The sequence below is a fragment of the Flavobacterium sp. N2038 genome (assembly GCF_025947185.1).
Classification (GTDB): Bacteria; Bacteroidota; Bacteroidia; order Flavobacteriales; family Flavobacteriaceae; genus Flavobacterium.
Genome location: NZ_CP110001.1, coordinates 3,913,232 through 3,935,230, shown reverse-complemented (window position 1 = coordinate 3,935,230; position 21,999 = coordinate 3,913,232). Strand labels below are relative to the sequence as shown.

At 32.6% G+C, this 21,999-nt stretch carries 25 protein-coding genes; 4 read left to right on the top strand and 21 right to left on the bottom strand.

Going from position 1 to position 21,999, the window contains the following annotated elements:
* Nucleotides 1-184: 184 nt before the first annotated feature.
* A complete protein-coding gene (locus tag OLM51_RS17425; protein ID WP_264551869.1) occupies nt 185-1,510 on the bottom strand; it encodes an ammonium transporter in 1,326 nt (441 codons plus the stop codon).
* Between the two features lie 460 nt (nt 1,511-1,970).
* Between OLM51_RS17425 and OLM51_RS17420 the strand changes: the two genes are divergently transcribed.
* Nucleotides 1,971-3,506, top strand: a complete 1,536-nt coding sequence (locus OLM51_RS17420) for a YifB family Mg chelatase-like AAA ATPase (RefSeq protein WP_264551868.1) — start codon at nt 1,971-1,973, stop codon at nt 3,504-3,506.
* 177 nt (nt 3,507-3,683) lie between these two features.
* On the opposite strand, the gene OLM51_RS17415 is transcribed toward OLM51_RS17420, so the two are convergent.
* From OLM51_RS17415 to OLM51_RS17380, 8 genes are all read right to left on the bottom strand, one after another.
* Complete coding sequence (locus OLM51_RS17415; protein WP_264551867.1) at nt 3,684-5,273, bottom strand: ABC-F family ATP-binding cassette domain-containing protein; 1,590 nt, start codon at nt 5,271-5,273, stop codon at nt 3,684-3,686.
* 201 nt (nt 5,274-5,474) lie between these two features.
* Nucleotides 5,475-5,912 carry a hypothetical protein gene (locus tag OLM51_RS17410; RefSeq protein WP_264551866.1) on the bottom strand — a complete coding sequence of 146 codons (438 nt, stop codon included), beginning with the start codon at nt 5,910-5,912 and terminating at the stop codon, nt 5,475-5,477.
* A gap of 3 nt (nt 5,913-5,915) precedes the next feature.
* Entirely contained in the window at nt 5,916-6,785 is an 870-nt protein-coding gene (locus OLM51_RS17405; RefSeq protein ID WP_264551865.1) for an alpha/beta hydrolase, read from the bottom strand.
* A 108-nt stretch (nt 6,786-6,893) separates the two neighbouring features.
* Complete coding sequence (locus tag OLM51_RS17400; protein WP_264551864.1) at nt 6,894-7,931, bottom strand: serine hydrolase domain-containing protein; 1,038 nt, start codon at nt 7,929-7,931, stop codon at nt 6,894-6,896.
* A gap of 118 nt (nt 7,932-8,049) precedes the next feature.
* Nucleotides 8,050-8,547, bottom strand: a complete 498-nt coding sequence (locus OLM51_RS17395; RefSeq protein ID WP_264551863.1) for an SRPBCC family protein — start codon at nt 8,545-8,547, stop codon at nt 8,050-8,052.
* A 50-nt stretch (nt 8,548-8,597) separates the two neighbouring features.
* Nucleotides 8,598-9,098 (bottom strand): SRPBCC family protein, encoded by a 501-nt coding sequence (locus OLM51_RS17390; RefSeq protein ID WP_264551862.1) that lies wholly within the window; start codon nt 9,096-9,098, stop codon nt 8,598-8,600.
* Nucleotides 9,088-9,414, bottom strand: a complete 327-nt coding sequence (locus OLM51_RS17385) for an ArsR/SmtB family transcription factor (RefSeq protein ID WP_213259259.1) — start codon at nt 9,412-9,414, stop codon at nt 9,088-9,090. The genes OLM51_RS17390 and OLM51_RS17385 overlap by 11 nt, the downstream gene beginning before the upstream one ends.
* Before the next feature lie 175 nt (nt 9,415-9,589).
* Entirely contained in the window at nt 9,590-10,777 is a 1,188-nt protein-coding gene (locus OLM51_RS17380; RefSeq protein ID WP_264551861.1) for a hypothetical protein, read from the bottom strand.
* 318 nt (nt 10,778-11,095) lie between these two features.
* On the opposite strand from OLM51_RS17380, the gene OLM51_RS17375 reads away from it, so the two are divergent.
* Together OLM51_RS17375 and OLM51_RS17370 are read left to right on the top strand one after the other, a co-directional pair.
* The gene (locus tag OLM51_RS17375) at nt 11,096-11,722 is read left to right on the top strand and encodes a hypothetical protein (RefSeq protein ID WP_264551860.1); all 627 of its coding nucleotides are present in this window, start codon (nt 11,096-11,098) and stop codon (nt 11,720-11,722) included.
* 23 nt (nt 11,723-11,745) lie between these two features.
* On the top strand, nt 11,746-12,180 hold the full coding sequence (locus OLM51_RS17370) for a hypothetical protein (protein ID WP_264551859.1): 435 nt from the start codon (nt 11,746-11,748) through the stop codon (nt 12,178-12,180).
* Here OLM51_RS17370 and OLM51_RS17365 read toward each other — a convergent pair.
* The 12 genes from OLM51_RS17365 to OLM51_RS17310 all read right to left on the bottom strand — a co-directional run bounded on the left by OLM51_RS17365 (nt 12,177) and on the right by OLM51_RS17310 (nt 20,642).
* Nucleotides 12,177-12,671, bottom strand: coding sequence for a DinB family protein (locus OLM51_RS17365; protein WP_264551858.1), 495 nt, complete (start codon nt 12,669-12,671; stop codon nt 12,177-12,179). The two genes, OLM51_RS17370 and OLM51_RS17365, sit on opposite strands and share 4 nt — an antisense overlap.
* Before the next feature lie 121 nt (nt 12,672-12,792).
* Nucleotides 12,793-13,776 (bottom strand): hypothetical protein, encoded by a 984-nt coding sequence (locus tag OLM51_RS17360; RefSeq protein ID WP_264551857.1) that lies wholly within the window; start codon nt 13,774-13,776, stop codon nt 12,793-12,795.
* 66 nt (nt 13,777-13,842) lie between these two features.
* The gene (locus tag OLM51_RS17355; protein ID WP_264551856.1) at nt 13,843-14,310 is read right to left on the bottom strand and encodes a DUF1572 domain-containing protein; all 468 of its coding nucleotides are present in this window, start codon (nt 14,308-14,310) and stop codon (nt 13,843-13,845) included.
* Nucleotides 14,311-14,349: 39 nt separating this feature from the next.
* Nucleotides 14,350-14,907, bottom strand: a complete 558-nt coding sequence (locus tag OLM51_RS17350) for a hypothetical protein (RefSeq protein ID WP_264551855.1) — start codon at nt 14,905-14,907, stop codon at nt 14,350-14,352.
* A gap of 76 nt (nt 14,908-14,983) precedes the next feature.
* Entirely contained in the window at nt 14,984-15,469 is a 486-nt protein-coding gene (locus OLM51_RS17345) for a hypothetical protein (RefSeq protein WP_264551854.1), read from the bottom strand.
* A gap of 55 nt (nt 15,470-15,524) precedes the next feature.
* Nucleotides 15,525-15,887 (bottom strand): hypothetical protein, encoded by a 363-nt coding sequence (locus tag OLM51_RS17340; protein WP_264551853.1) that lies wholly within the window; start codon nt 15,885-15,887, stop codon nt 15,525-15,527.
* A gap of 61 nt (nt 15,888-15,948) precedes the next feature.
* Entirely contained in the window at nt 15,949-16,398 is a 450-nt protein-coding gene (locus tag OLM51_RS17335; RefSeq protein WP_264551852.1) for a hypothetical protein, read from the bottom strand.
* 196 nt (nt 16,399-16,594) lie between these two features.
* Entirely contained in the window at nt 16,595-17,671 is a 1,077-nt protein-coding gene (locus OLM51_RS17330; RefSeq protein WP_264551851.1) for a hypothetical protein, read from the bottom strand.
* A gap of 146 nt (nt 17,672-17,817) precedes the next feature.
* Entirely contained in the window at nt 17,818-18,648 is an 831-nt protein-coding gene (locus OLM51_RS17325) for a hypothetical protein (protein WP_264551850.1), read from the bottom strand.
* 121 nt (nt 18,649-18,769) lie between these two features.
* Nucleotides 18,770-19,138, bottom strand: coding sequence for a hypothetical protein (locus OLM51_RS17320; protein WP_264551849.1), 369 nt, complete (start codon nt 19,136-19,138; stop codon nt 18,770-18,772).
* An 88-nt stretch (nt 19,139-19,226) separates the two neighbouring features.
* Nucleotides 19,227-19,706 carry a hypothetical protein gene (locus OLM51_RS17315; protein WP_264551848.1) on the bottom strand — a complete coding sequence of 160 codons (480 nt, stop codon included), beginning with the start codon at nt 19,704-19,706 and terminating at the stop codon, nt 19,227-19,229.
* A gap of 117 nt (nt 19,707-19,823) precedes the next feature.
* Entirely contained in the window at nt 19,824-20,642 is an 819-nt protein-coding gene (locus OLM51_RS17310) for an AraC family transcriptional regulator (protein WP_264551847.1), read from the bottom strand.
* Between the two features lie 100 nt (nt 20,643-20,742).
* Between OLM51_RS17310 and OLM51_RS17305 the strand changes: the two genes are divergently transcribed.
* Nucleotides 20,743-21,951, top strand: a complete 1,209-nt coding sequence (locus tag OLM51_RS17305) for an MFS transporter (RefSeq protein ID WP_264551846.1) — start codon at nt 20,743-20,745, stop codon at nt 21,949-21,951.
* Nucleotides 21,952-21,999 lie beyond the last annotated feature (48 nt).

Below are 21,999 nucleotides of genomic sequence, written 5' to 3'. Positions count from 1 at the left end.
TTTTTTAGTTCCTAGTTTTTTTTCTTTATAATTATATGGAGTAAATGATTAATAAACTAAACTAAAAGTATAGTGAATAATCATCAAGGACTAATAAGTTGATATTAATTCAAATAAAAATCCCTTTAAGGTAATAACTTAGAGGGATTTTTTTTATCAGGAAGGAAAGTGAAAATTAATTTTCTTATAGGTATTCTCCGTGTTGAGAGATGTCTAATCCTAATTCTTCTTTTTCTTCTGTAACTCTTAGCGGAGTAATTTTATTTACAATAAAGAATAAAATATAAGAACTTACAAAAGCAAAGATTGAAACTAATACCAACGCTTTTAATTGTATTAAGAATAAAGTTGCATCACCAAAAATTAGTCCTTGATTATCGCCAACTATTGCATTTACACTTTTAGAAGCAAAAACTCCGGTTAATAACATTCCTACCATTCCGCCAACACCGTGGCAGGCAAAAACATCAAGAGCATCATCGATTTTTCCTTTAGGGAATTTACTAACCACAAGATTACTAATTACGGCAGCAATAATACCAATTGCCAAAGCATGAGGAATACTTACAAAGCCTGCAGCCGGCGTAATGGCAACCAAACCTACAACAGCTCCAATACAAGCTCCCATTGCAGATAATTTGTGCCCTAATATTTTGTCAAGGAAAACCCAGGCCATAGCAGCAGATGCAGCGGCGATTGTAGTGGTTCCTAAAGCCTGAGCGGCAAGGCTACTTGCTCCAACGGCAGAACCTGCATTAAAACCAAACCATCCAAACCATAATAAACCAGTGCCTAGTAATACATAAGTAATTCTTGCAGGATTTACTTTTTGAACTTTACGTTTGCCTAAGAATATTGCTCCGGCCAAAGCAGCCCAACCAGCGCTCATGTGTACTACTGTACCACCGGCAAAATCAAGAACTCCCCATTTAAAGAACATTCCATCAGGATGCCAGGTCATGTGGCATAAAGGTGCGTATATGAATAAAATAAATAAAACCATAAATAATAAATATGCCCAGAAACGTACACGTTCTGCAAAAGCTCCAGTTATTAATGCCGGAGTAATGATGGCAAATTTTGCCTGGAATAATGCAAAAAGTATCATTGGGATTGTTGGTGCCAGTTCCCATGCCGTGTTTGCGCTAACTCCATTGAAAAATATATTTGATGACGGATCTCCAATAAAACCTCCAACTGATGGTCCAAAGCAAAGCCCAAATCCAATTACTACCCAAAGAACGGTAACAATTACCATGGCCATAAAACTTTGAAGCATAGTGCTAATTACATTTTTCTTGCCTACCATTCCACCATAGAAAAAACCTAATCCGGGAGTCATTAATAGAACAAATGCTGTAGCAACCACCATCCATGCTGTATCACCTGTGTCCAGTTTTAATTCGACAACATGAGCGCCTAATGTTTTTGATTCAGTAACAAATGAGATAGAAAAAATAGAGAGTAATAAAATCGTGATGAGGATCACACTTAAAATAATTTTTCGCATAGTTATTTAGTTTTAAATTTTTGTTAAAAGTATAAAATCATTCAACACCCCTATAAAAAATAGAGTACAATGCTTAATTTTTGTTAATTTTTAAATTTAACCCCTATCAAATTTGCATGTGGTTGTTAAAATGATCCTAAAATTTATAATTTGGCAACGTTTTTTTTGCTCTTTTCATTAGAATGTTATTTTTGTTGAAGTTATAATGCGTTATTTTTAGTTAAAAATGGTTTTGTTTGTTGTAAAACAATTAAATGTTGTAATTGGTGGGTTATATTTTAATGTTTTAACATTTTTAATTGTTATGATTTAACATTGAAACATCGGAAGTTAAAAATGAAATTATCGGTGTAGGAAATATTGCAGTTCAGTTTATAATAGATTTTAATTTATTTTGTAATAAAATATTTACATTTAATTAATTTTCATTAGCTTTAAAAATATTTAATGAAAGAATTATATGTTAATAAAAGTTTACGGAAGTGCAGTTTTTGGAGTAGAAGCAACCACAATTACGATTGAGGTACATATGGATAAAGGGATTGGTTATCATTTAGTGGGGCTTCCTGATAATGCTATAAAAGAAAGTAGTTTCCGAATTGCCGCCGCTCTGAAAAATAACGGATTAAGTCTTCCTGGAAAAAAAATAACGATAAACATGGCACCCGCTGATCTTCGAAAAGAAGGTTCTGCTTACGATTTGCCCTTGGCAATGGGAATTCTTGTTGGATCAGATCAGATAAAAGCTCCCGAAATTGAGCAATATATTATTATGGGTGAACTTTCTCTGGACGGAAGTTTACAACCTATTCGAGGTGCGCTGCCTATTGCTATAAAAGCAAAAGAAGAAGGTTATAAAGGTTTTTTTCTCCCTGTTCAAAACGTAAAAGAAGCAGCAATTGTTACTGGCTTAGATGTTTATGGCGTTTCTAATCTACAAGAAATAATTGATTTTTTTGCAGGAAAAGGAACTTTAGAACCAACTGTTATTGATACAAGAGCTGAGTTTTATAAAACACTGGATTTTCCTGAACATGATTTTTCAGACGTTCGCGGACAAGAAAGTATAAAACGCTATATGGAAATTGCAGCAGCAGGCGGACATAATATTATTTTAATTGGTCCGCCGGGAGCCGGAAAAACAATGCTGGCAAAACGCGTTCCGAGTATTTTACCGCCAATGACTTTGCGCGAAGCACTTGAAACGACTAAAATTCATAGCGTAGCCGGAAAACTAAAAGAAGTTGGTTTAATGAACCAGCGGCCTTTTAGAAGTCCGCATCACACTATTTCTAATGTTGCGTTAGTTGGTGGTGGGAGTTATCCGCAGCCGGGAGAAATTTCGATGGCGCATAATGGTGTTCTGTTTTTAGATGAACTACCGGAGTTTAAAAGAGATGTTTTAGAAGTAATGCGTCAGCCTTTGGAAGATCGCGAAGTGACTATTTCGCGGGCTAAATTTACGGTGACTTATCCTTCATCATTTATGCTTGTGGCGAGTATGAACCCAAGTCCAAGCGGATTCTTTAATGATCCAAGTATGCCAAATACTTCATCTCCACACGAAATGCAGCGTTATATGAGTAAAATTTCAGGTCCGCTTTTAGACCGGATTGATATTCATATTGAAGTTACTCCGGTTCCTTTTGAGAAATTAGCCGATGACCGAAAAGCCGAAAGCAGTGCCGAAATCCGTAAACGTGTAACTGCCGCGCGTGAAATTCAGACTAAACGTTTTGAAAGCGTCGAAAATATTCATTACAATGCACAGATGAGCAGTAAGCTAATCCGTGAGTTTTGTGTCTTAGATGGACAATCTAAAGAATTACTAAAAAATGCTATGGAACGTTTAAATCTTTCTGCAAGAGCTTATGACAGAATTTTGAAAGTTGCACGTACAATTGCAGATTTAGATAATTCAGAGAATGTAATTTCGCTGCATATTGCAGAAGCGATACAATACAGAAGTTTGGATAGGGAAGGATGGCTTGGATGATTTCAGGTTTTAGATTGTAATGCTTTGGAGTTAAAACTTTGACAAAGTTTCTGCAATCTTTTCATTCCGAAGGAACGAGGAATCGCACATGCTGAACGCGTGCTGTTGTTGAGTTTCTAGTGAGATTTACTTCGTCTCTTCGCTATCGCTCGAGTCTCGTTCCTTGAAATGACATGCTTAACTTAATTCAATAAATTTCTCAACTTCTATTTCTTCCAAAAACAGACCATCGTGCGAAACCACAATCAGAGTTCCCTTATATTCATTGATTGCAGCAGTGAGAATTTCAAGATTCCGGATGTCCAGATTATTTGTTGGCTCATCCAAAATAATAATATCGGGAGCCTGTTTATTTATGGTTAAACAGCAGAGTAGTAAACGCATTTTTTCGCCACCACTCAAAGCACTGCATGATTTATTCCAGTCATTTTGAGAAAACAGGAACTTATTCAGCTTCATTTTTAATGTATGTTCTTCTAAACCGGAATCATTAAACTTTTGTATCTGGTCATAAACCGATAATTGATTTTCGATTAAAGAATAATCCTGATCAATATAGATTGTTTTTGTATTTGCGTTGTAAACTGTTCCGTTTTTTGGTTGAAGTTCTCCGGTTATTATTTTGATTAAAGTAGTTTTACCTGAGCCGTTTACACCTTTTATGGCAATTCTTTCTCCGCTTAAAATTTGAAGATTGAGTGGTTCTTTCCATAACAATTGATCTTCAAAACTATGATTAATATTTGTTGCTGTAAAAAGAATTTTACCCTTGTGTAACTCTGTTTTGTCAAAACCAAATTTCATTTGGTCAATATCGGGTAATGACGACCGTAAGTTTTGTAAGTCTTTTGATATTCCACCAATTTTTTCGGCGTGAACATCTTTTGTTTTAGCCGTGCTGTTTTCGGCACTGTTGCGTAAAGTATTTAGCATGATTCGGGAAACTCCGGCTTTCTTTTGCTTCTTTTCACCGCGAGAGTCCAGTTTATTTTGGCGTTCAAGAGTTTCACGTTCTTTTTCTTTTGCTTTACGTAAAGCCTTTTCTTTGCTTTGAATATCATGACTCAGAGCATTAGTTTCGATTTGCTTTTGTTCGGTATAAAAATCATAATTTCCTCCATAAATGGTAATTCCGTCTTTACTCAATTCGCAAACAGAATTCAGTAAATTCAGCAATTTTCTATCGTGGCTTACCATAATTAAAGTTGCTGAAGTATTTTTTACAAAATGATACAACAGTTCTCTTCCTGCAATATCCAAATGATTGCTTGGTTCATCAAGTAAAACAAGTTCAGGTTGATGAACTGAAATTCCGGCCAGAAAAACTTTTGTTTTCTGTCCGCCGCTAAGTGTTTCGAGTTTTTGGTTCCAATCTAAATCCTGCAACTGCCAGTATTGCAACGCTTCGCTGCAGCGATCCTCAATTGTCCAGTCATCGCTTAAAGTGTTGAGGTTTTCTTCAGAAACATTCCCGTTAAGAATTTCCCGGAGTGCATTCAGTTTATCTTCAACTTGTAGAGCCTGAGCAATGCTTAGATGATTAAACTGTCCGAAAATCTGAGGGATGTAAAAAGGTTTGGAATCGGTTTTTAATACTCCCGCTGATGGTTTTAATTCCTCTGAAATAAGTTTTAATAAAGTTGATTTTCCAACACCATTATTCCCAATTAAGGCAATTTTTTCGTGTTTGTTAACTGTAAAAGTGATTTTGTCGAACAGAAGATCTCTGTTCCCATGTATATAGGAGATGTTTTGTAAATAAAGCATAATTTCTTCTTTGAAAGTGTATAATCATAGCCAACCGCAGTAGGTTTACTATTTATTTTTTCCGAAAGAAATTATTTTTCACATAGAGATTGTGTTGTTTATTTAGTGATGCAAAGATACAAAAATATTTTTTTACCAGTTATTTCCTTACTTGTTCAGATTTTAAATTAGCTTTTATGGTTTTTTATTTGATGTTGGATCTTAATTTTTAATACTTAAAAACCATTTCATTGTTTCTAAGTTATTAGATTCTAAGTCTGATAAATTCTTTTTTTCAATATCAGAAAGTGCTTTTTTAAGGTTGTCAATTCCATAATTATCTCTTAGCCAAAAGGGGAGCTCTTCAACACTTTTATTCCAGTTTTTTAGAATCCGTATAATTATTAGTTCTATACTTTCTTTTGTTTTTGGATTTAGATTTTTTAAGATCATTCCGGCATATTTTTGATCCGTATAAATAGAATCAATTCTCTCTTCATTTTCAAAAATCTGAATAATCCCTTCAATAATTATTTGATCTTCTATTTTAGATAAAATTTGAATTAATTGCCTAATTCTTAGATCTCCAATTTTATCAACCAAATCTACTGATTTATAAAAATCATCTTTTAGGTCTTCAGCTGTTATTGGGAGCTTCATTTTTTACTCTTTATTTTGAGGATAAAAGAATCGGAAAGAATTTGAAACTGCCGGATGCAAAATTGTTCCGTGATTTTCTGTCGGTAAATAATCAAAGTAGACTCTGATGTTTTTGTTTTTTGATGCCTTTATTTTTTCGGCTAATAAATTAGCATCGACTTCCATAACTCTTGGAATTTCAGTTGGCGTAAGTCCTTCTTTACCTACTGCAATATAAACTTCAGTTTGCTGATTGAAATTTTCATGCAGAATTTCAGAATCTGAATTAAGCAAAGAACCATTATTCCACCATAAACTCGGGCTTACAATTACATATTTATTAAAAAGAAAAGGTTTTTTGAGTAAGATTTCGGTTTCTAATAATCCTCCTAAAGACTGACCAATGATTGTTTTAGAAGTAGTGGTTTTGTATTTTTTATCTATAAACGGCTGTAATTCTTTTTCGATAAAAGCAATAAATTTATCAGAATGCCCAGTGGTTGGAAAACGGGTTTTGTCTTTTTCAAGAGTAGTGGGAAAAGTAAAGTCACGTCTTCGATCTACTGTTGCTATGCCAACAACAATTGATTTTGGAACCTGATTAATCCATTCAAAACTATTAAACTGTACTAAGCCTGAGATATGAATAAAATCTTCATCGGCAGAACCATCCAACAGATAGATTACAGGATATTTTTCGTTGTCTTTTGGATTATAGCCTTCTGGAAGATAAATATTTAGAATTCTGTTTTCGCCTAATTCTTTAGATTGCAATTCATCAATAACCCCAAGTACAAAAGGTTTGGTTGTTTCAGTTGATTTTGATTTAGTGTTTTGGCTAAAAATTGAAATTGAAGAAAATAACAGGAAGATAATTGTAATAATTCGGTTCATTATAGGGTATTTAATAATCCACAAAGGGTTTGTGGTTTGTTGTGCTTTTTATTGTTTTTCTGTAAGTGAAATTACGAATTAAAAATCATAATGCAGCATTATTGTTTTTTATTGCTGCTTGGAAAGTACTTTTTTTACATCGTTTAAAAAATCATAAACAGGAAAAGAATCGCCTTGATTTGTTAGAGTAATCAAAGTAATGTTGTGATCTAAATCTCTCCAAAACAAACTTCTAAAGCCGTTTAAACCGCCTGTGTGCATTGCGATTTTGGTGTTGTTTTCATTAAGAATAAACCAGCCAAATCCGTACTCACCTTTCTTTTTATTTTTTAGCTCCGGTGTTTCATACATTAATTTTTGGTTTTCTTTGTTGATGAATGTGCTGCTTCGTAATGCTTTATCAAGTTTGTATAGATCTGAGGGTGTAGAGTAAATACCTCCGTCGCCGGTTGTCAGCTGATTGTAATCGTCAGCTTGATTTTCTTTATTAAACCCCGTTGCTTTGTTAAGAATTTCAGGTTTAGTTTCATCATACACAAAAGTGTGTTCCATTTTTAATGGTATTAAAATATTTTCTTCGATAAATTCTTTGAAGATTTTACCGCTGCTGTTTTCAATAATTAAGGACAAAAGAATATAACCGCTGTTACTATATTCGTATTTAGTTCCCGAAGGAAAGTTTAAAGAGGACAAATTTTGCAACCATTTTAAAACAGTTTTATTTGTCAAATTTTTGTTTTGTTTTAAAATGTCTTCATAATCTTTTAGTCCTGAAGTATGAGTAAGTAATTGGTATATTGTTATTTGTTGAGCGTATTTGGGTAGTTCTTTGATGTATTTAGATGCTTTGTCATTATAGTTTAAAGCTCCTTTTTGTTGTAAAAGCATTATTGCGATCGCAGTAAAAGGTTTGCTTAGTGAAGCAATATAAATAGGTGTGTTTTTCTTTAAAAGCACTTTTTCTTTGAAATTGCTATAGCCAAGAGTAGTATCGCAAAGGATAGTGTCATTTTTTGCTAAAAGTACTGATCCATTTAGTTTTCCTGTACTATGATATTCTGTAACAAGATCTTTTACTGTTTTCTCTTTGCAGGAAGTAATAAACAGAAGTGAAAGAAAACTTAGATATAAACTTAGTTTAGTCATAAAATTTGATCTTGTTATTTTCAGATTACCGAAAATACGAATTAAAGCGATAACTAAATGATATAAAAAAATCCCGCTTTGAACAGAAACGGGATTATATCTATAAGATTCAGTATTCTTACTTCTTGTCAAAGATCTTATCCAAACCTTCCATTGCAATGGTGAAACCTTCTTTGAAGCCCATTTCTATAATCATTTCCAGGTCAGAAAGTTTTTCGTGTTTAATAACGATATCAACAAAAGTAGAATTCCCTTGTTCGGTAAAATTTACATTCCAGTCAGAACGTGGAAAATCAGTATTTAGATTTCCTTCACTATCGCAAAAAGCATCCAGGTATTTAAAATTTGTTTTCGGGCTTATAGAAGTAAAATCTGCAATTGCCCAATGTTCTCCACCCTGAGGGCCAACCATAGCATACAATCTGCGGCCTCCTTCTTTAAAATTCATATTTTTTGTTTTGGATTTCCATGGAGCTGGTGCCCACCATTTATCCAGAATTTCAGCTTCTGTCCACGCAGACCAAACGTTAGACAATGGTGCGTTAAATTCGCGTTTTACATTAACGGTATTATTTTCTTTATTTACTGTAAAATTCATTAAAAGTGTGGATTTCATTTTTTTTATTTTTTAGTTAGTATGATTTAATTCGGTTTATAGAAATGGTTTTATTTTTGCGCTTCAAAGATTTTATCCAGACTTTCCATTGCAGCTGTAAATCCGGTCTTAAAGCCCATTTCGATTATTTTTTCCAGTTCGGCAAAACTGTCGCGTTTTATGGCGATGTCAACAACTGTCAAGCCACCTTCTTCAGAAAAAGTGATATCCCAGTACGAGCTTCCAAATTCTGAATTCGGATTTCCCTCAGCATCAGAAAAGGTAGCAGTATGTTTGAAATTGGTTTTTGGAGAGATCGAAGTATAATCAAAAGTACTCCATCGCTCTTCGCCTTCAGGCCCTACCATTGCATAAAGTCTTCTTCCGCCTTCTTTAAATTCCATGCTTTTGGTTCTGGATTTATATGGAGCAGGAGCCCACCATTGATCCAGAATATCAGCCTCAGTCCAGGCGGCCCAAACGTTTGGCAATGACGCATCGAATTCGCGTTTTACACTTACCATTTTATTTTCCTTATCTACGGAAAAATTCATTAAAAGATTAGATTTCATTTTCTTTAGATTTTAAGTTCATTAATACCTGATCTAATTGATCAAAGCGATTTTCCCAAATGGCTTTGAATTGTTCCAGCCAATGATCAATTTCTTTCATTTTGTCAATTTTAAGTTGATAATAAATTTCTCTTCCCATTTTTTTTTCTTCCAGTAAATCACATTCATTCAGAATTTTAATGTGTTTAGATACAGCTTGTCTTGTGGTTTTAAATTGTTCTGCAAGTGCATTTGGTGTTAATGCAGTTGAGGAAATTAAAACTAAAATTGCTCTTCGCGTCGGATCGGCAATGGCCTGAAAAATATCTCGTTTCATTTTTTTATTATAATTAAGCAACTAATCAGTTGCAAATATACGCAACTTTTTGGTTGCGCAATAAAAAAAGTGATATTTTTTTTGAAAGTGAGTGAATTGAAAATAAAAAAGACGCATTAAAATGCGTCTTTATATAGTATAGAGACGTACAGTTGTACGTCTGAAATAAGATGTTTTATCCTCGAAATTTATTTCTAACAATAATATCTTTAATTTTTGCTTTTAAATCCTCGCCTGTGTCATAGACCATTTGCTCATTGTTTGGAAAAGGAACGGCACGTTTTGTAAAATAATTAATATAACTGTCCTCGCAGGCATTGCGGTCGCCTTTGTAAGTTGAATATATATTCTCAAAAATATACTCGCTTGTAACAGGAAATGACTGTAACAATTGATTTGTTCTCACATCGACATAATCTACCACTGCAGTAACCTGGCAGGATTTAAATTGTCTAAATTCATAAATATTTGCACGGAGCATTTTATAATTATCTACTTTAATTTCTCTGCCCAAACTATCTTTGACTGGTCTTCCGCGACTGTCCAAAAGGGTTTTTACACCATCTTTAATTTGTCTTTCTTTGATGAATTCTTTCTCTTTAATTTGTTCAGGCGAGATATTTATTTGTCTAAAATTGATGATCAAACTATAATCATAAATTACGCTTTTTTGTCTTGCATTATGGTAAACCGTCCATTTATCATTTAGTCCGTAGGTTTTAAAATCCAGTAAATCATCCTGAAGCATTTTCGGGATCACCATATTGGTTTGATTCTTGGCATAAACATCTACAAAATCAGTTCCTTTAAACTGAGCATCGTCCATTAGTTTTTTTGCATTTTTATATCCGGGATTAATGCTTTCCAGATAAAAGAAATCATCATAAGCCTTTCTGAAATCCATTTTATTGTTTGATTTCAAGAGGGCAGAAGCATTTTCATATAAATATTTTGAAAGTGCATTTTTGCTGTTTACAATCGCATCTGAATAATTGTCAAACTGAAAAGTTGCATTTTTTCCCAGTTTTAATAAAGGCAAAGGCAACAAAGGGCGAATTTTTTCCTGACGGTTATTTAATTGCAGATAAGTATTATAAATGCGTTCTGCGTTTGACGGATTGGCTTCTTTTGACATCATTTCCAGATTGCGCAAATCACGGTCTTTGGCTTTTGCAAATGCTTCTTCAAGTAAAAAAACATAATCCTGTTTTCCTTTAGAATCTTTTTTGGTTCTCAAAGCTTCAACGGCGCGATCTATTGCAGCATCATAATTACCGTCACTAATAAGTGATTGTGTTGTTTTTACGCCACAAGACGAAAGGGTTAAAAATAAGATAGAAAAGAGTATAGTAATTTTTTGCATAGGTATTCCTTTTGAGGGTGTAAATATATCTCTTTTAACTTTCAACAACTATGCCTTTTTTAAGATTTTTTAGAAGCAGAAAAGGTTTTTAAAAAAGAGATTGTATCGTTTTTATCTTTATTTCTTATTGTGATACTTCCCCTTTACCAGATTTCAGAAAGGGTATAAATACGCTAATAGGAATTAGTTTTTCGCACTAAATTGTTCGATGAATTTGATTCCTCTTTTTTACTTCAAATTTGATATTTCTGATTAGCTGAAAAAGAGTGCTGAGATTAGATTGGTAAAGACATTACAATAATTTTTAATCATTAAATCATGAAAAATATTTACTTAAATTTTATCAATAAAACTGATGATTATGCGAATAAAATCGACGTGGTTTTTTATCAGCGAAATTTTGCTATTGAATTTGGTGAAATTGCTGTAGCATGGAAAGTAATCCAAAACTCTGAGAGACTGGATCAGGAATCATTTAAGTATTCAACAAGATATAGTGTTGCAATAGCTGATTCATTTAGAAATTATACGCCACAAATTCCAGCTTCCAACGGAGCAACTTATGATGTAATTGAAGGCGGATATGGGATCATGCCTCAAATTTCATCAATACCAGCAGATAATCCTGAAGAAATCGAAATAAGAAATTCTTTAAAAACAGGTGAAATTAGTGTAAACTGTTACAGAGATGGTAGTTTGCTAGCTACAAGAACTAATATAAATCCGGGAGAAAAAGCTTTTTTTGAATTTAAGCCGCAATTATTTGTTGGCGTTGCTTCGGGCATCAAACAAGGAGATATTTTGTACGCTAATAGTATTACTCAGATTAATTCACAAATTAATTTGTTTGGTGTTACAAGTGCTGATATTGTATTGAAAGGTGGCGGAACAGGTTCTGCATCAGTGCCGTTTAGTGTTGCATTAGAAAACATTAATCGGCTTTAATTTGTTTTAAAAAAGAAGTAATAATGAAAAATTATAAGGAGTTTATATGGCATTCTGGTGATTGGAATTATAATAACAATGGCAATGGCAACAAACTGGCTAATAACGGAATAAAGATTATAGCCAATGCGAATTATATTTCGTCTGCACGTTTAATCGATACACAAAAATTGGTTTCTGTTTTTGTAGAAGTGATTGATTATTCCTGCAATACAAATGGCGTTTCCTGCAAAACAGAACTTCTGAAACCAAGTACATGGTACGATATTCAGATTCCTGAAAAAAATGAAGAATTTACCATAGTTGGTATAGAAAAAGGTTTAGGAAAAATAAAGCTAGATGTTAACACCGCAGGAGTTTACCTTGAAATTCAGTTTAAATATGGTTTAACCGAAAGTACTCAAAATACATTGGGATATATTATGAAATTTGAAGAGAGATCAAATTTTAACGATTAAGTTTTATTGTTGCGCAATAGTATTTTAAATTTTTCAATTTGTCTTCTATGGCGCAAAATGTGTACTATAGCATGCTCCATTATTTGCTCAAAATCATAGACTTGTCCCCATGAGGTCAATATTTTTTTCTGGTTGTCGTTTTCTTCCAGTTGTTGATCTGTAAGGTTTTTAAAAGTATTTTCTGTGAAGATTAAAAAATCGGTCATATCCTTTTGATATTCAGATATCGTGTTTCTTAAGATAAGCTCAGGAAAATAAACCTGCTCACCCGATAATTCCCGAATGTAAGATGCATAAAAATATCCGGCACGTACAACATGTGAAAGCACTGCCTGTACCGATTCAGTTTTTGAACCTGGAACCTGATCGCTAACTATTGTTGTAATTTCAACTTCATTAAAATCCGAAATGGTTTGACTTAAATCTAAAATGGCTCTTTCGTATTCGTCAATTAAAGCTCCAATTGCGCCTTGTCGGTATGTTTTACTCATGTTTTGTGACAAATTATTTTTATTTTTCGGAAATCTAAAATACTAAATTTTCTAAACTCTATTGGCAATCGATAAAGAAGTATTCGTTTAGTCAAATGAGACTGAGAATTTATAGTTTACTTTAATAACTTTCTCTTACTCTTGTATATTCGGTGGTAAAAACATCTTCTATTTGTGCACTATATTTTTCTACCCATTCTTTGTAATAATACTGAACATGCAAAGTGTTGTTCTTAAGTGTGATTTTTGAAAATGGTTTTCCAATTTGAGGAACATTTTTTAATCCAAAGGTATTATCTGTACCATTATCAAATTTGCAATCCATTTCTCTGGACCAGATCATTTCAAACTCAGTATCACTTATTTTGCGTACCGGATAAAAGTAAACGCACTGTCCGTGATATTCAAATGCTAAAGAACGATCTCCAATATTAAGCGAAACCATACCATTTTGCCATTTTCCTGTAAAATCATTGTTTTTTGCAAAGCTTCCCAGATAACTGTCATAATCAAAACCTTCGAGATAAGAGATTTTCCAAACGTTGTTTTCTTTTATGGCTTTTACGTTATATACTACACCATCGCCCCAGCTCCAATTATAGCTTGCTGTATTGTTTTGTATGGTAAGGTGCATGATCCAGATTTTATTCAAAAAATTATTGGGTGTATCCTGACAATTGCACCACGGACTAGAGTCTGAACCAAATGGAGGGAGTTCGCCAACATTCCATACCAAAGTTCCATTTTTAAATTCGCTTTCAAGTTTTAGCGCTATTTTATTATAGTTTGCAATAAAATCTTTTGAAAACAAATTGGTGTTTTCCAGTTCTTTAATTCTTGCTTTATGTAGCGATAAATCCAGACCGGAATAAATACTGTCTGTGTCTTTATCTTTTGCAGGACTAAAATCTTCTCCTGTGCTTTTTTCTTCTTCCCATTTATAAAGCTTTCTGGTTAGATCTAAGAGTGCTATACTGTCATTTTCAGTGTCAACTGTATTTGTTGTGTCTGCAACAATATTGTTTTCTTTTTTAGGTAATTGCTTGTCTTTCTTGCAGCTAAAAAATAATAGTAAAAAGGGCAGAAGTAAAATTAATTTTCTCATTAAGGATTTTTATCAGGTATAAACTTCAGTGTTTTGAAGCTTTACAATTTTTAAAAAGATATGCTTTTAGTTCGTCAGTAATTTTTTGATTAGTACAATTTGCCCTAAATGGTAATAACTGTGTTCAATCATGGCTTCGATATTTCTTTTGTACGAGCCGTATTTTTCATCAACAAAACCTTCGTCGAGCTTTTCGCTGGACATTTGTTCGATTAAGAAAGCAAATTCTTCTGTGTCTTTCCAGAATTCAGTCAGAAAAGTTTCCCATTGTTGTTGCGATTCGATAGGAGGAAAGTCAAAGCTGAATTTGTCTTTTATATCAAGCGGTCCGCCTTTAAAAACGGTATTTATTCCTTTTATATAATAATGAATATGTTGTGCCAGAAGAGCAATTGTATTTAAATTTTGCAGTGGCGAAACTGCAATTTTCCAATCCAGATTTTCGAGTTGATCTTTGTAATTGGTATTTGCAATCCACGTTCCGTTCAGGATTACTTCTTTAAAACGATTGGCAATTTCTAACGTATTTTTCATATTCAGAATTGTTAAAAGTTAAAAGTGAATGTATTTTGCTTATTCCTGCTGAATCCACTCATATTCACCGTTTTTTAGGTAAATAATTCCTCCGCCACAGCTTTCTTCGGCATGAATAAAGATTCCGTCGTTTGGTAATTTTATTTTGTCTTCTTCTTTTATTTCGTCATCGCCCATAATTTCGCCTTCATCGCTGACGTTGTTCCAGTAAATTTCGTTTTTTGGTGCTTTTTCAAATACACCAACCCAGTCAATTTCGTCAAAACCTTGTGCCAGAACAGTATTTCCAAAACCAAAATAATCGGTCTTTTTTCCGTTTCCGTACGTAATTTTCAGACCGCTTTTTTTGTTTTTAGTACTTCTTACAATTTCTACCGTTTCGTCTAATTGGTCTCCGTCAAGATCACATAAAATTTTGTTTGTTTTGTGTTTGGTCGAAATTACTATAGTATCCGATTTTAGATTTTCGGATGTCTCATTAATCGAAACTTTCTCCGTTTTTTTTGGAACAACCGGAGCGGTTTCGTTTTCTGTTTTTACCTCTTTTTTGCAAGAAACAGTAATTAATGATAATAGGATTAAAATTTTAGTTTTCATGTAAATTGATTTTGGCTTGGAAAAATTCAAGATGCTAATATAAAAAAATACGTACGAAAATCTAAAACTTTATTGCTTATTGAATCATTTGCTTATTTTCTATATCAATGCCGTTATGCTCAATTTTAAGGATCCAAAAAGCAGCTTTTGAGTACTCAATCGAAATGGAATCATCTATGTTTATAAGATCATAGTGGCTTTTTTTGACCTCGTAATTAGGGATATCTTTTGAGTCAAATTCAAGTGTATAGCGATAGCTTTTTGTCGAGGTGCAATGCTTATCAATGACTTTAAATTCGGTGACAATCTTAATTCGCTCTGCAAAATCATTTTTTGTCAGTTTTAGTCTTTTGTAACTCATGATGCACATTATTACAGTCAGAATGACAAATACGGCAACAATAATATTAAAAAAAGAAAACAGGGTATTTAAATCGCAAAGCCCCCAACCCCAGAAAATAACAAATGCCCAAAATAAAAATAAGAAAATATTAGTTTTACGAATTTTTCTTTTTATAATATTGAGTTCTGCATCAGTTATTTGAGCTTCGGTTTGATTCATTTTGAGATTTAGTTTGTCCGATTAAGTTATTCCGTGGAGTCGATTAAATATTTTTTTATTTTCTTCTAATTTTTACCTGATATATAATCTCCCAAAAAATGATAGAAAAAACAGCATTGGCAAATATGGCGGTTTTAACCTGATAAGGATCGTATTTTAAAAGCAAATGCAAATTTGTAAATTTTAAAGCCAGAAATAGTGCCAAAACTGCAATTGCAATAGCGTAGATTACATTTAATAATGGTGTCCATTTTAAAGCAAAAAAGGCATAAATAAGATTTAAAACCACAAAACCACAACCCAGAGTGATATAAGGATCAGTCTTTAATATTTCGCCCAACGAAAGCAATAAATGCGTTGAAGTAAGGTATAAAAAGAAAAGAATAGAGTAAAGCAGGATTCGTATTTGAGGTTTCATTTTTTATATTTTTTTAGCGATCAAAATTACTAATTTAAAATGAAGCTGTGATTAGGTTTTTTTATTGTAAAAGAGCTTCTATTTTAGCTTCTGATTTTTCTTTGATATCACTGTCGGGATGAAAACTCCAGATGATCAGGAATTTTCCTTTTGCAAGATATTCTTCCGGATGTGCATCTGTAGGCTGACCATCTTTTCCCCATAGTAATCCTTGCAGAAATCGATCGCCTTTAAATCTGTTTTCAAATTCAAAATACATGATAGAACCACTGTCTGTTGGACTTTTAAAGCTTTGGATGCTTTTACTTTTTACCGTTCCAACAATATTACTGTAGGTTTCAATATCGGTATAAAAAGTGCAGGCCTGATTGGTAATACAATAATTACCATCGCGCAAAGTATAGCTTTTGGGAATTTCTTTTGGTTTTAGTTTTAAGTCAGCGATGGTTTGGCTGAATAAATTAGTAGTAAGTAATAGAAATAGTGTCGATAGGGGAATCGTAATTTTCATTGATTTTGGGTTTGATTTTTTAAGCTAAAATAGGTTTTTTATTTGAGTTTATCTGGCTATGTTTGTTGTGATGCAGCGCGGTTTAAAGTCTTCGGACTTCGTACGTGTTGCAATATTCTTTTTGATTTGCTTAGTGTTATTGTAAAGAAATTCAGTTTTTCAAGAAAATATTTAGGAGCGCTGGTAATCTGCATATCTAGACAATATTTTGCCCTAAAGGAGTTATACTTATATTAAAACCATTAAAAGTCAAACATTCATAGGCACTTAACTCCTCAATTGTTTTTAAAATATCTTCTATTGACAAAAGCTTTTTGTAATGTTCTTTTATTTCATTAATATTCGTGATTCCACCTTTTACATAGTTTATGTATCTTAAAATAGAATCCTGTTGATATTTGAATCCGTGAGAAAAACAAATATTTAAATTATAGTTTTCAGCCAATGCTCTGGTTAGATGTTTAAGAGCAGTTATGCCTTCTAGAATATAAGAATGATCTTTATTTCTTCTGGATTCTAAAGTATATTTTACGTCGTTGTATTCGACTTCATAAATTGATTTAGAAAAGCGTTGCTCATTTTCATTTATTTCGGGAGCAATATACTCTCCTAACTTTGAGTCCAGTGCTTTTTCTATATTATCTTTTAATTTCAGAAGTTCTTCGTTCTTTAGAATTAAAACCTTTATAAATTCATTTTCATCTGATTCAAATAAATTAGGGATGTTGAATTTTGAAAGGAATAAATACTCGTAACCTCCGTAAAAGCCTATTTTTTCAGTTCTGTCAGAGTTTGATAAATACAAAATAATACCATCTTGTATTGGCTCATTATTGATTAACTTTTTGTTTTGTTCTTGTAAAAGATGACAGTTGTAACAAATATGTTTTGGTAAATAAGGACTGGTAGTTGGGATAATTAGTTTGTCGCAACCTTGACAGTTTATGGCTAAATGTCTCTCTGTCCATTGAGGGCAATCATCATCTGGCTCGTTTGGTGAGGGAAAGTAAAATTCTAAATCATATTTTTTTGCCGCTTTTTCTCCCAGTTCTTTTGCTAAAAGAGCTTCGTCTCTATTTTTTCCATTTAAAAATACGCGTCCTATAAAATGGCGACTAATACTTTTATTGAAGACACCTGATTTTACAGACGTAAATAAACATAAATGCCATCCAGTGGTGTCTCCGTCCCACAATGCTTCCAGAAGAACAGGTTTGCCGCCAGGCTTTTGTATCGCATGATCAAGGTTTTCAAATGTAGTAATGTCAGACATAGAATTTATAAGATTTGTACAGATTATTTTTAAATAATACTCTATTTCGTATGCGTTTGAGTATGTGAATTAGTATCGAAATATACATTTTCAGTTTTAATAATATGATTGTAAAGGTCTGATCTTAATATTCCTTTTTTATTTGTTTAGTTATAATTGTTTAAGGTCAGTTTTGAGATAATTATTTGATTTAGTTTTATAAAATTATCATTTGCCATGGTTTCTAAATCTTGTTTGTTTCCAAATTGAGTAAAAAACCAATTACTGCCATTATCAATTGATGTTGCTAAAATGTTCCAGTTTAATTGATCATTTCGATTATCTGCTTTAATATCCAGTTGCCATTTCATCAAACATTCAAGTTGCCCATTATGATCCACAATTTTAGAAACAATAGTAGGAACTCCTTTTAAATATTTTAAGTTTATTCCGCTTTGATTAAAAGTAGCTTCTAATTCTTTTCCAAATTCTGTATATGATTTACTATTTAATTTATTAGGATGAATTGATAATGCAAATTCCTTATAGTTTTTGGCAACAAGATTTGAAATTCTTTTTTGAGCTTGTTGAAGTATTGTAGAATTGATGTTTTTATCAGCTTCAATAACATCTTTTTCTGGGTTAAAATTTATGGCTATTAGTTTTTTTGCAAGTAAAGAAATTGTGTCCAAATTGGATGTTTTGTTTGTTTCAGAAGGATAGAAATAAGCTGATTTTCTTATGTTATCATTCGATACTAAAATGGCGTAATTATTTTTGAAACTACCGTCTGCAGGCAGTTTGATAAAAAATAATGTATATTTTTTTATGTTAGCACTATCCAGCAAAGCCTTATATTCAAAATCTTTTAGTTTTGTGTTTTTCTTATATTCAATTTCATAACCTAAATACGATTCTTTAAAAGAGTCAGTTGAATTTTGAGCTTTTGCAACTGCAACAAAACAGAACAAAATTGTTATTGCTACTATTTTTTTCATTTGGTTTAAAGGTGTTTTTTTGGATGTAATTATTTTTCTAAGACGAAGATAATTAATTGTTTTTGGGCTTTGGCAATTGAATCATTTTTTAGTACAAATTGAAATCGTATCTAATCAGATGCTAGTTTTTTTGCATTAAAAACTCGCCCAATCCTAATCTTAATAACATCTCTTTTTGGGCTAATTTTAGAATAGAAAGTTCAAATTTCCCGTCTGTTGTGTTTAGAGTTATCACTTTTGAATTTTTAGACAACGTCCATTTTTCAGTCATATTTTGTCCCATCATGAATGCAATAAATTCAGCGTTATTTTTAAATTCAAAAGTCATTTTGTTAATAATGTGTGAATTCAAAGTTTGTTTGCCAAGTTCGTCCACTTCTTTATTTAACGCCTTTTTAAAAATCCATTTTCCTTTTAAAAGATCTGAATTTTGAGCATTCATTGTTATACTTGATACAAACAGGAGAAATATTGCAATTGTTTTGATCATTTAATTTTGAAACAAAAAAAGACAATTTGCAAATTAATAGCATCGCAGTAACAGTCCCATTTTTATCTCCATAGGAATTCTAAAAGAACTATACTTTTGATATGTTTTTATTCGTTTTCTTTTTTAGTATAATATAGCAAATTAAGGCTGGTGTAATCATTAAAATAAAAAGTGAGCCAATCCAATAATCACGCATTTCATAAGAGAAAGCATTATTAATAATATTATTTTGTCTTCTGTAAAGAACTACGTTTTTGGCAATTTTGATTCTCCAGATTGAAATTTTGTTTTGACCAAAATAGGCTCTTTCCTCAACAATATTTTTTGGTATAGAAATTCCTGTTTTTAACTTATCCGATTTACATACCCCGGAAAATATCCAGGAAGTTTTATTGCTACCAACAGCAGAAGGGGAGATTTTGTTATTTACATATAGAATATCTTTATAATAATATTTTTGAGGATCTAGTGTAGCATAAAATGTTTTAGTTTTTTCAAAATCATTTATAGCTTCAATTCCAATTATTGCTAATCCTAGAAATATTAATAGTAAGCAAAGTGTTTTCATAGCTTTTTTTCTGCATTGAGGCATGCGTTCCAGTTCTACTTGAGTATTTTTGTGTTTTGTTTGTTGAGCTAAAATAACTTATTAAAGTTTATTGCATTTGGTATTGAAAAGTAAAAATTACGCTGATATTTTATCTGTATCATTTTCATCTTCTAAAATATAATTAGAAGGCGTTTTTCCCAAATGTTTTTTGAACATAAAAATAAAAGCACTGGCCGTTTCATAACCCAAGTCTAAGGCAATTTCTTTTATGGACTGCTTTTCGCCCAATCGTTTAATAGCTTCGATCAGTTTTAGACGAGTACGCCAATCACTAAAGTTCATTCCCAGTTCCTTAATAAATAAACGGGATAATGTTCTGCTGCTCATAAAAGAAAGCTCTGCATAATGATCAATAGTGTGTTTACTTGCCACATCATTTAATAAAAGTTCGACCACTTTTTGCAGTCTTTCATTATTTGTTGTTGGTAAAAAAGTGGCACTTGGTACAATCAGCGCCAGTTCATCCAGAAAAACTGCAATAATTCTTCGTTGCGAAGACGTGAGATTTCCAGATGTGCCAAAAGAAATAATTTTGAAAACCAGCTGTTTTAAGAACATCGGAATATCAAAAGAAAAGCTGTTTGTTGGTAAGCCTTTAGTTGCAGACGGATCGATAAAAACGCTGTAATAATTAACATCTTTCTGAAAAGTAACTTCATGTTCTACACCACCCGGAAGCCACAGCCCCTGCAACGGATTTACAACCCAAATATGATTACCTACCACTACATGCATTACACCGCGAGTAGCATAAATAAGCTGTGCTCTGGGATGCGAATGCGAGATGCACATTTCATTGTTTACCATTTCGGTATAACCTATAACAGGTATTGATGGATCGACCTGGTATCCATAATCCTGTGCCATTCGATATGTCCGAATCTGATTATTCATTGTCCAAATATAGCAATTTTGACATTGTTATTTGTTTCAATTTTGTAAAAAAATAATACAGCTGTTATTTTTAAAATTACCATTAATCTAAAAACAACTCATGGAAGCCGTTAAAGTACAACCAGAAGTAATTAATAAAACAACGTATTCAATACTTTTTATAATCAGTTTTTCGCATTTAATTAATGACCTTTTACAAGCTATAGTTCCATCAATTTACCCACTTATTAAAGAAAACTTCGGATTGAGTTTTACTCAAATCGGGATTATCACTTTTACCTATCAAATTGTAGCTTCAATTCTGCAGCCGTTTGTGGGAATGTATACCGATAAAAATTCTAAACCTTATTCCCTTATTATAGGAATGTGTTTCACCATGACCGGATTATTTTTGGTTTCTATTGCTTCTAGTTTCACTTTTCTATTGCTATCAGTAAGTTTAATTGGGATTGGATCTTCTATTTTTCATCCTGAATCTTCCAGAGTAGCACATCTGGCCTCGGGAGGTAAAAGAGGGCTGGCTCAGTCTATTTTTCAATTGGGAGGAAATGCGGGAAGTGCAATTGGGCCTTTGTTAGCAGCTTTTATTATAATTCCGCATGGACAAAGTTATGTTGCCTGGTTTTGTATTATCGCTTTAGTCGGAATTTTTACTTTGTACAAAATTGCGCTTTGGTACACTGCACATTTGTCTGAAAGAAATGCAAATAAAGCAACACATAAAATCGAAACACATCATTTATCTAAAAATAGAGTTATTGCTTCGTTGATCATTTTATTGGTACTAATTTTTTCTAAATACTTTTATATGAGCAGTATTACGAGTTATTATACGTTCTTTTTAATTGATAAATTCCATATCACGATTCAGCAGTCGCAAATATATTTGTTTCTGTTTTCGGGCGCTGTGGCAGCCGGAACTTTAATTGGAGGCCCAATTGGAGACCGATTTGGAAGAAAATATGTAATCTGGGTTTCTATTTTGGGAGTTGCACCGTTTACTTTGATGTTACCTTATGTAGATTTATTTTGGGTAGGAACTTTATCTGTAATTATCGGATTGATTCTTTCTTCGGCTTTCTCTGCGATTCTGGTTTACGCAACCGAATTATTACCGGGAAAAGTGGGTTTAGTAGCCGGTCTTTTCTTCGGATTCGCCTTTGGAATGGGAGGATTAGGCTCGGCAGTTCTAGGGAAAATTGCCGACGCAACGAGTATAGAATATGTTTTTAAAATTTGTGCGTTTCTGCCTTTGATTGGGATTATTACAGGATTTTTACCGAATATTGAAGGGAAAAAGAAGATTTAATTGCGTCCAGCTTTAGCTGGATAAGAAAATGAAAAAGGAGTTTAAGGC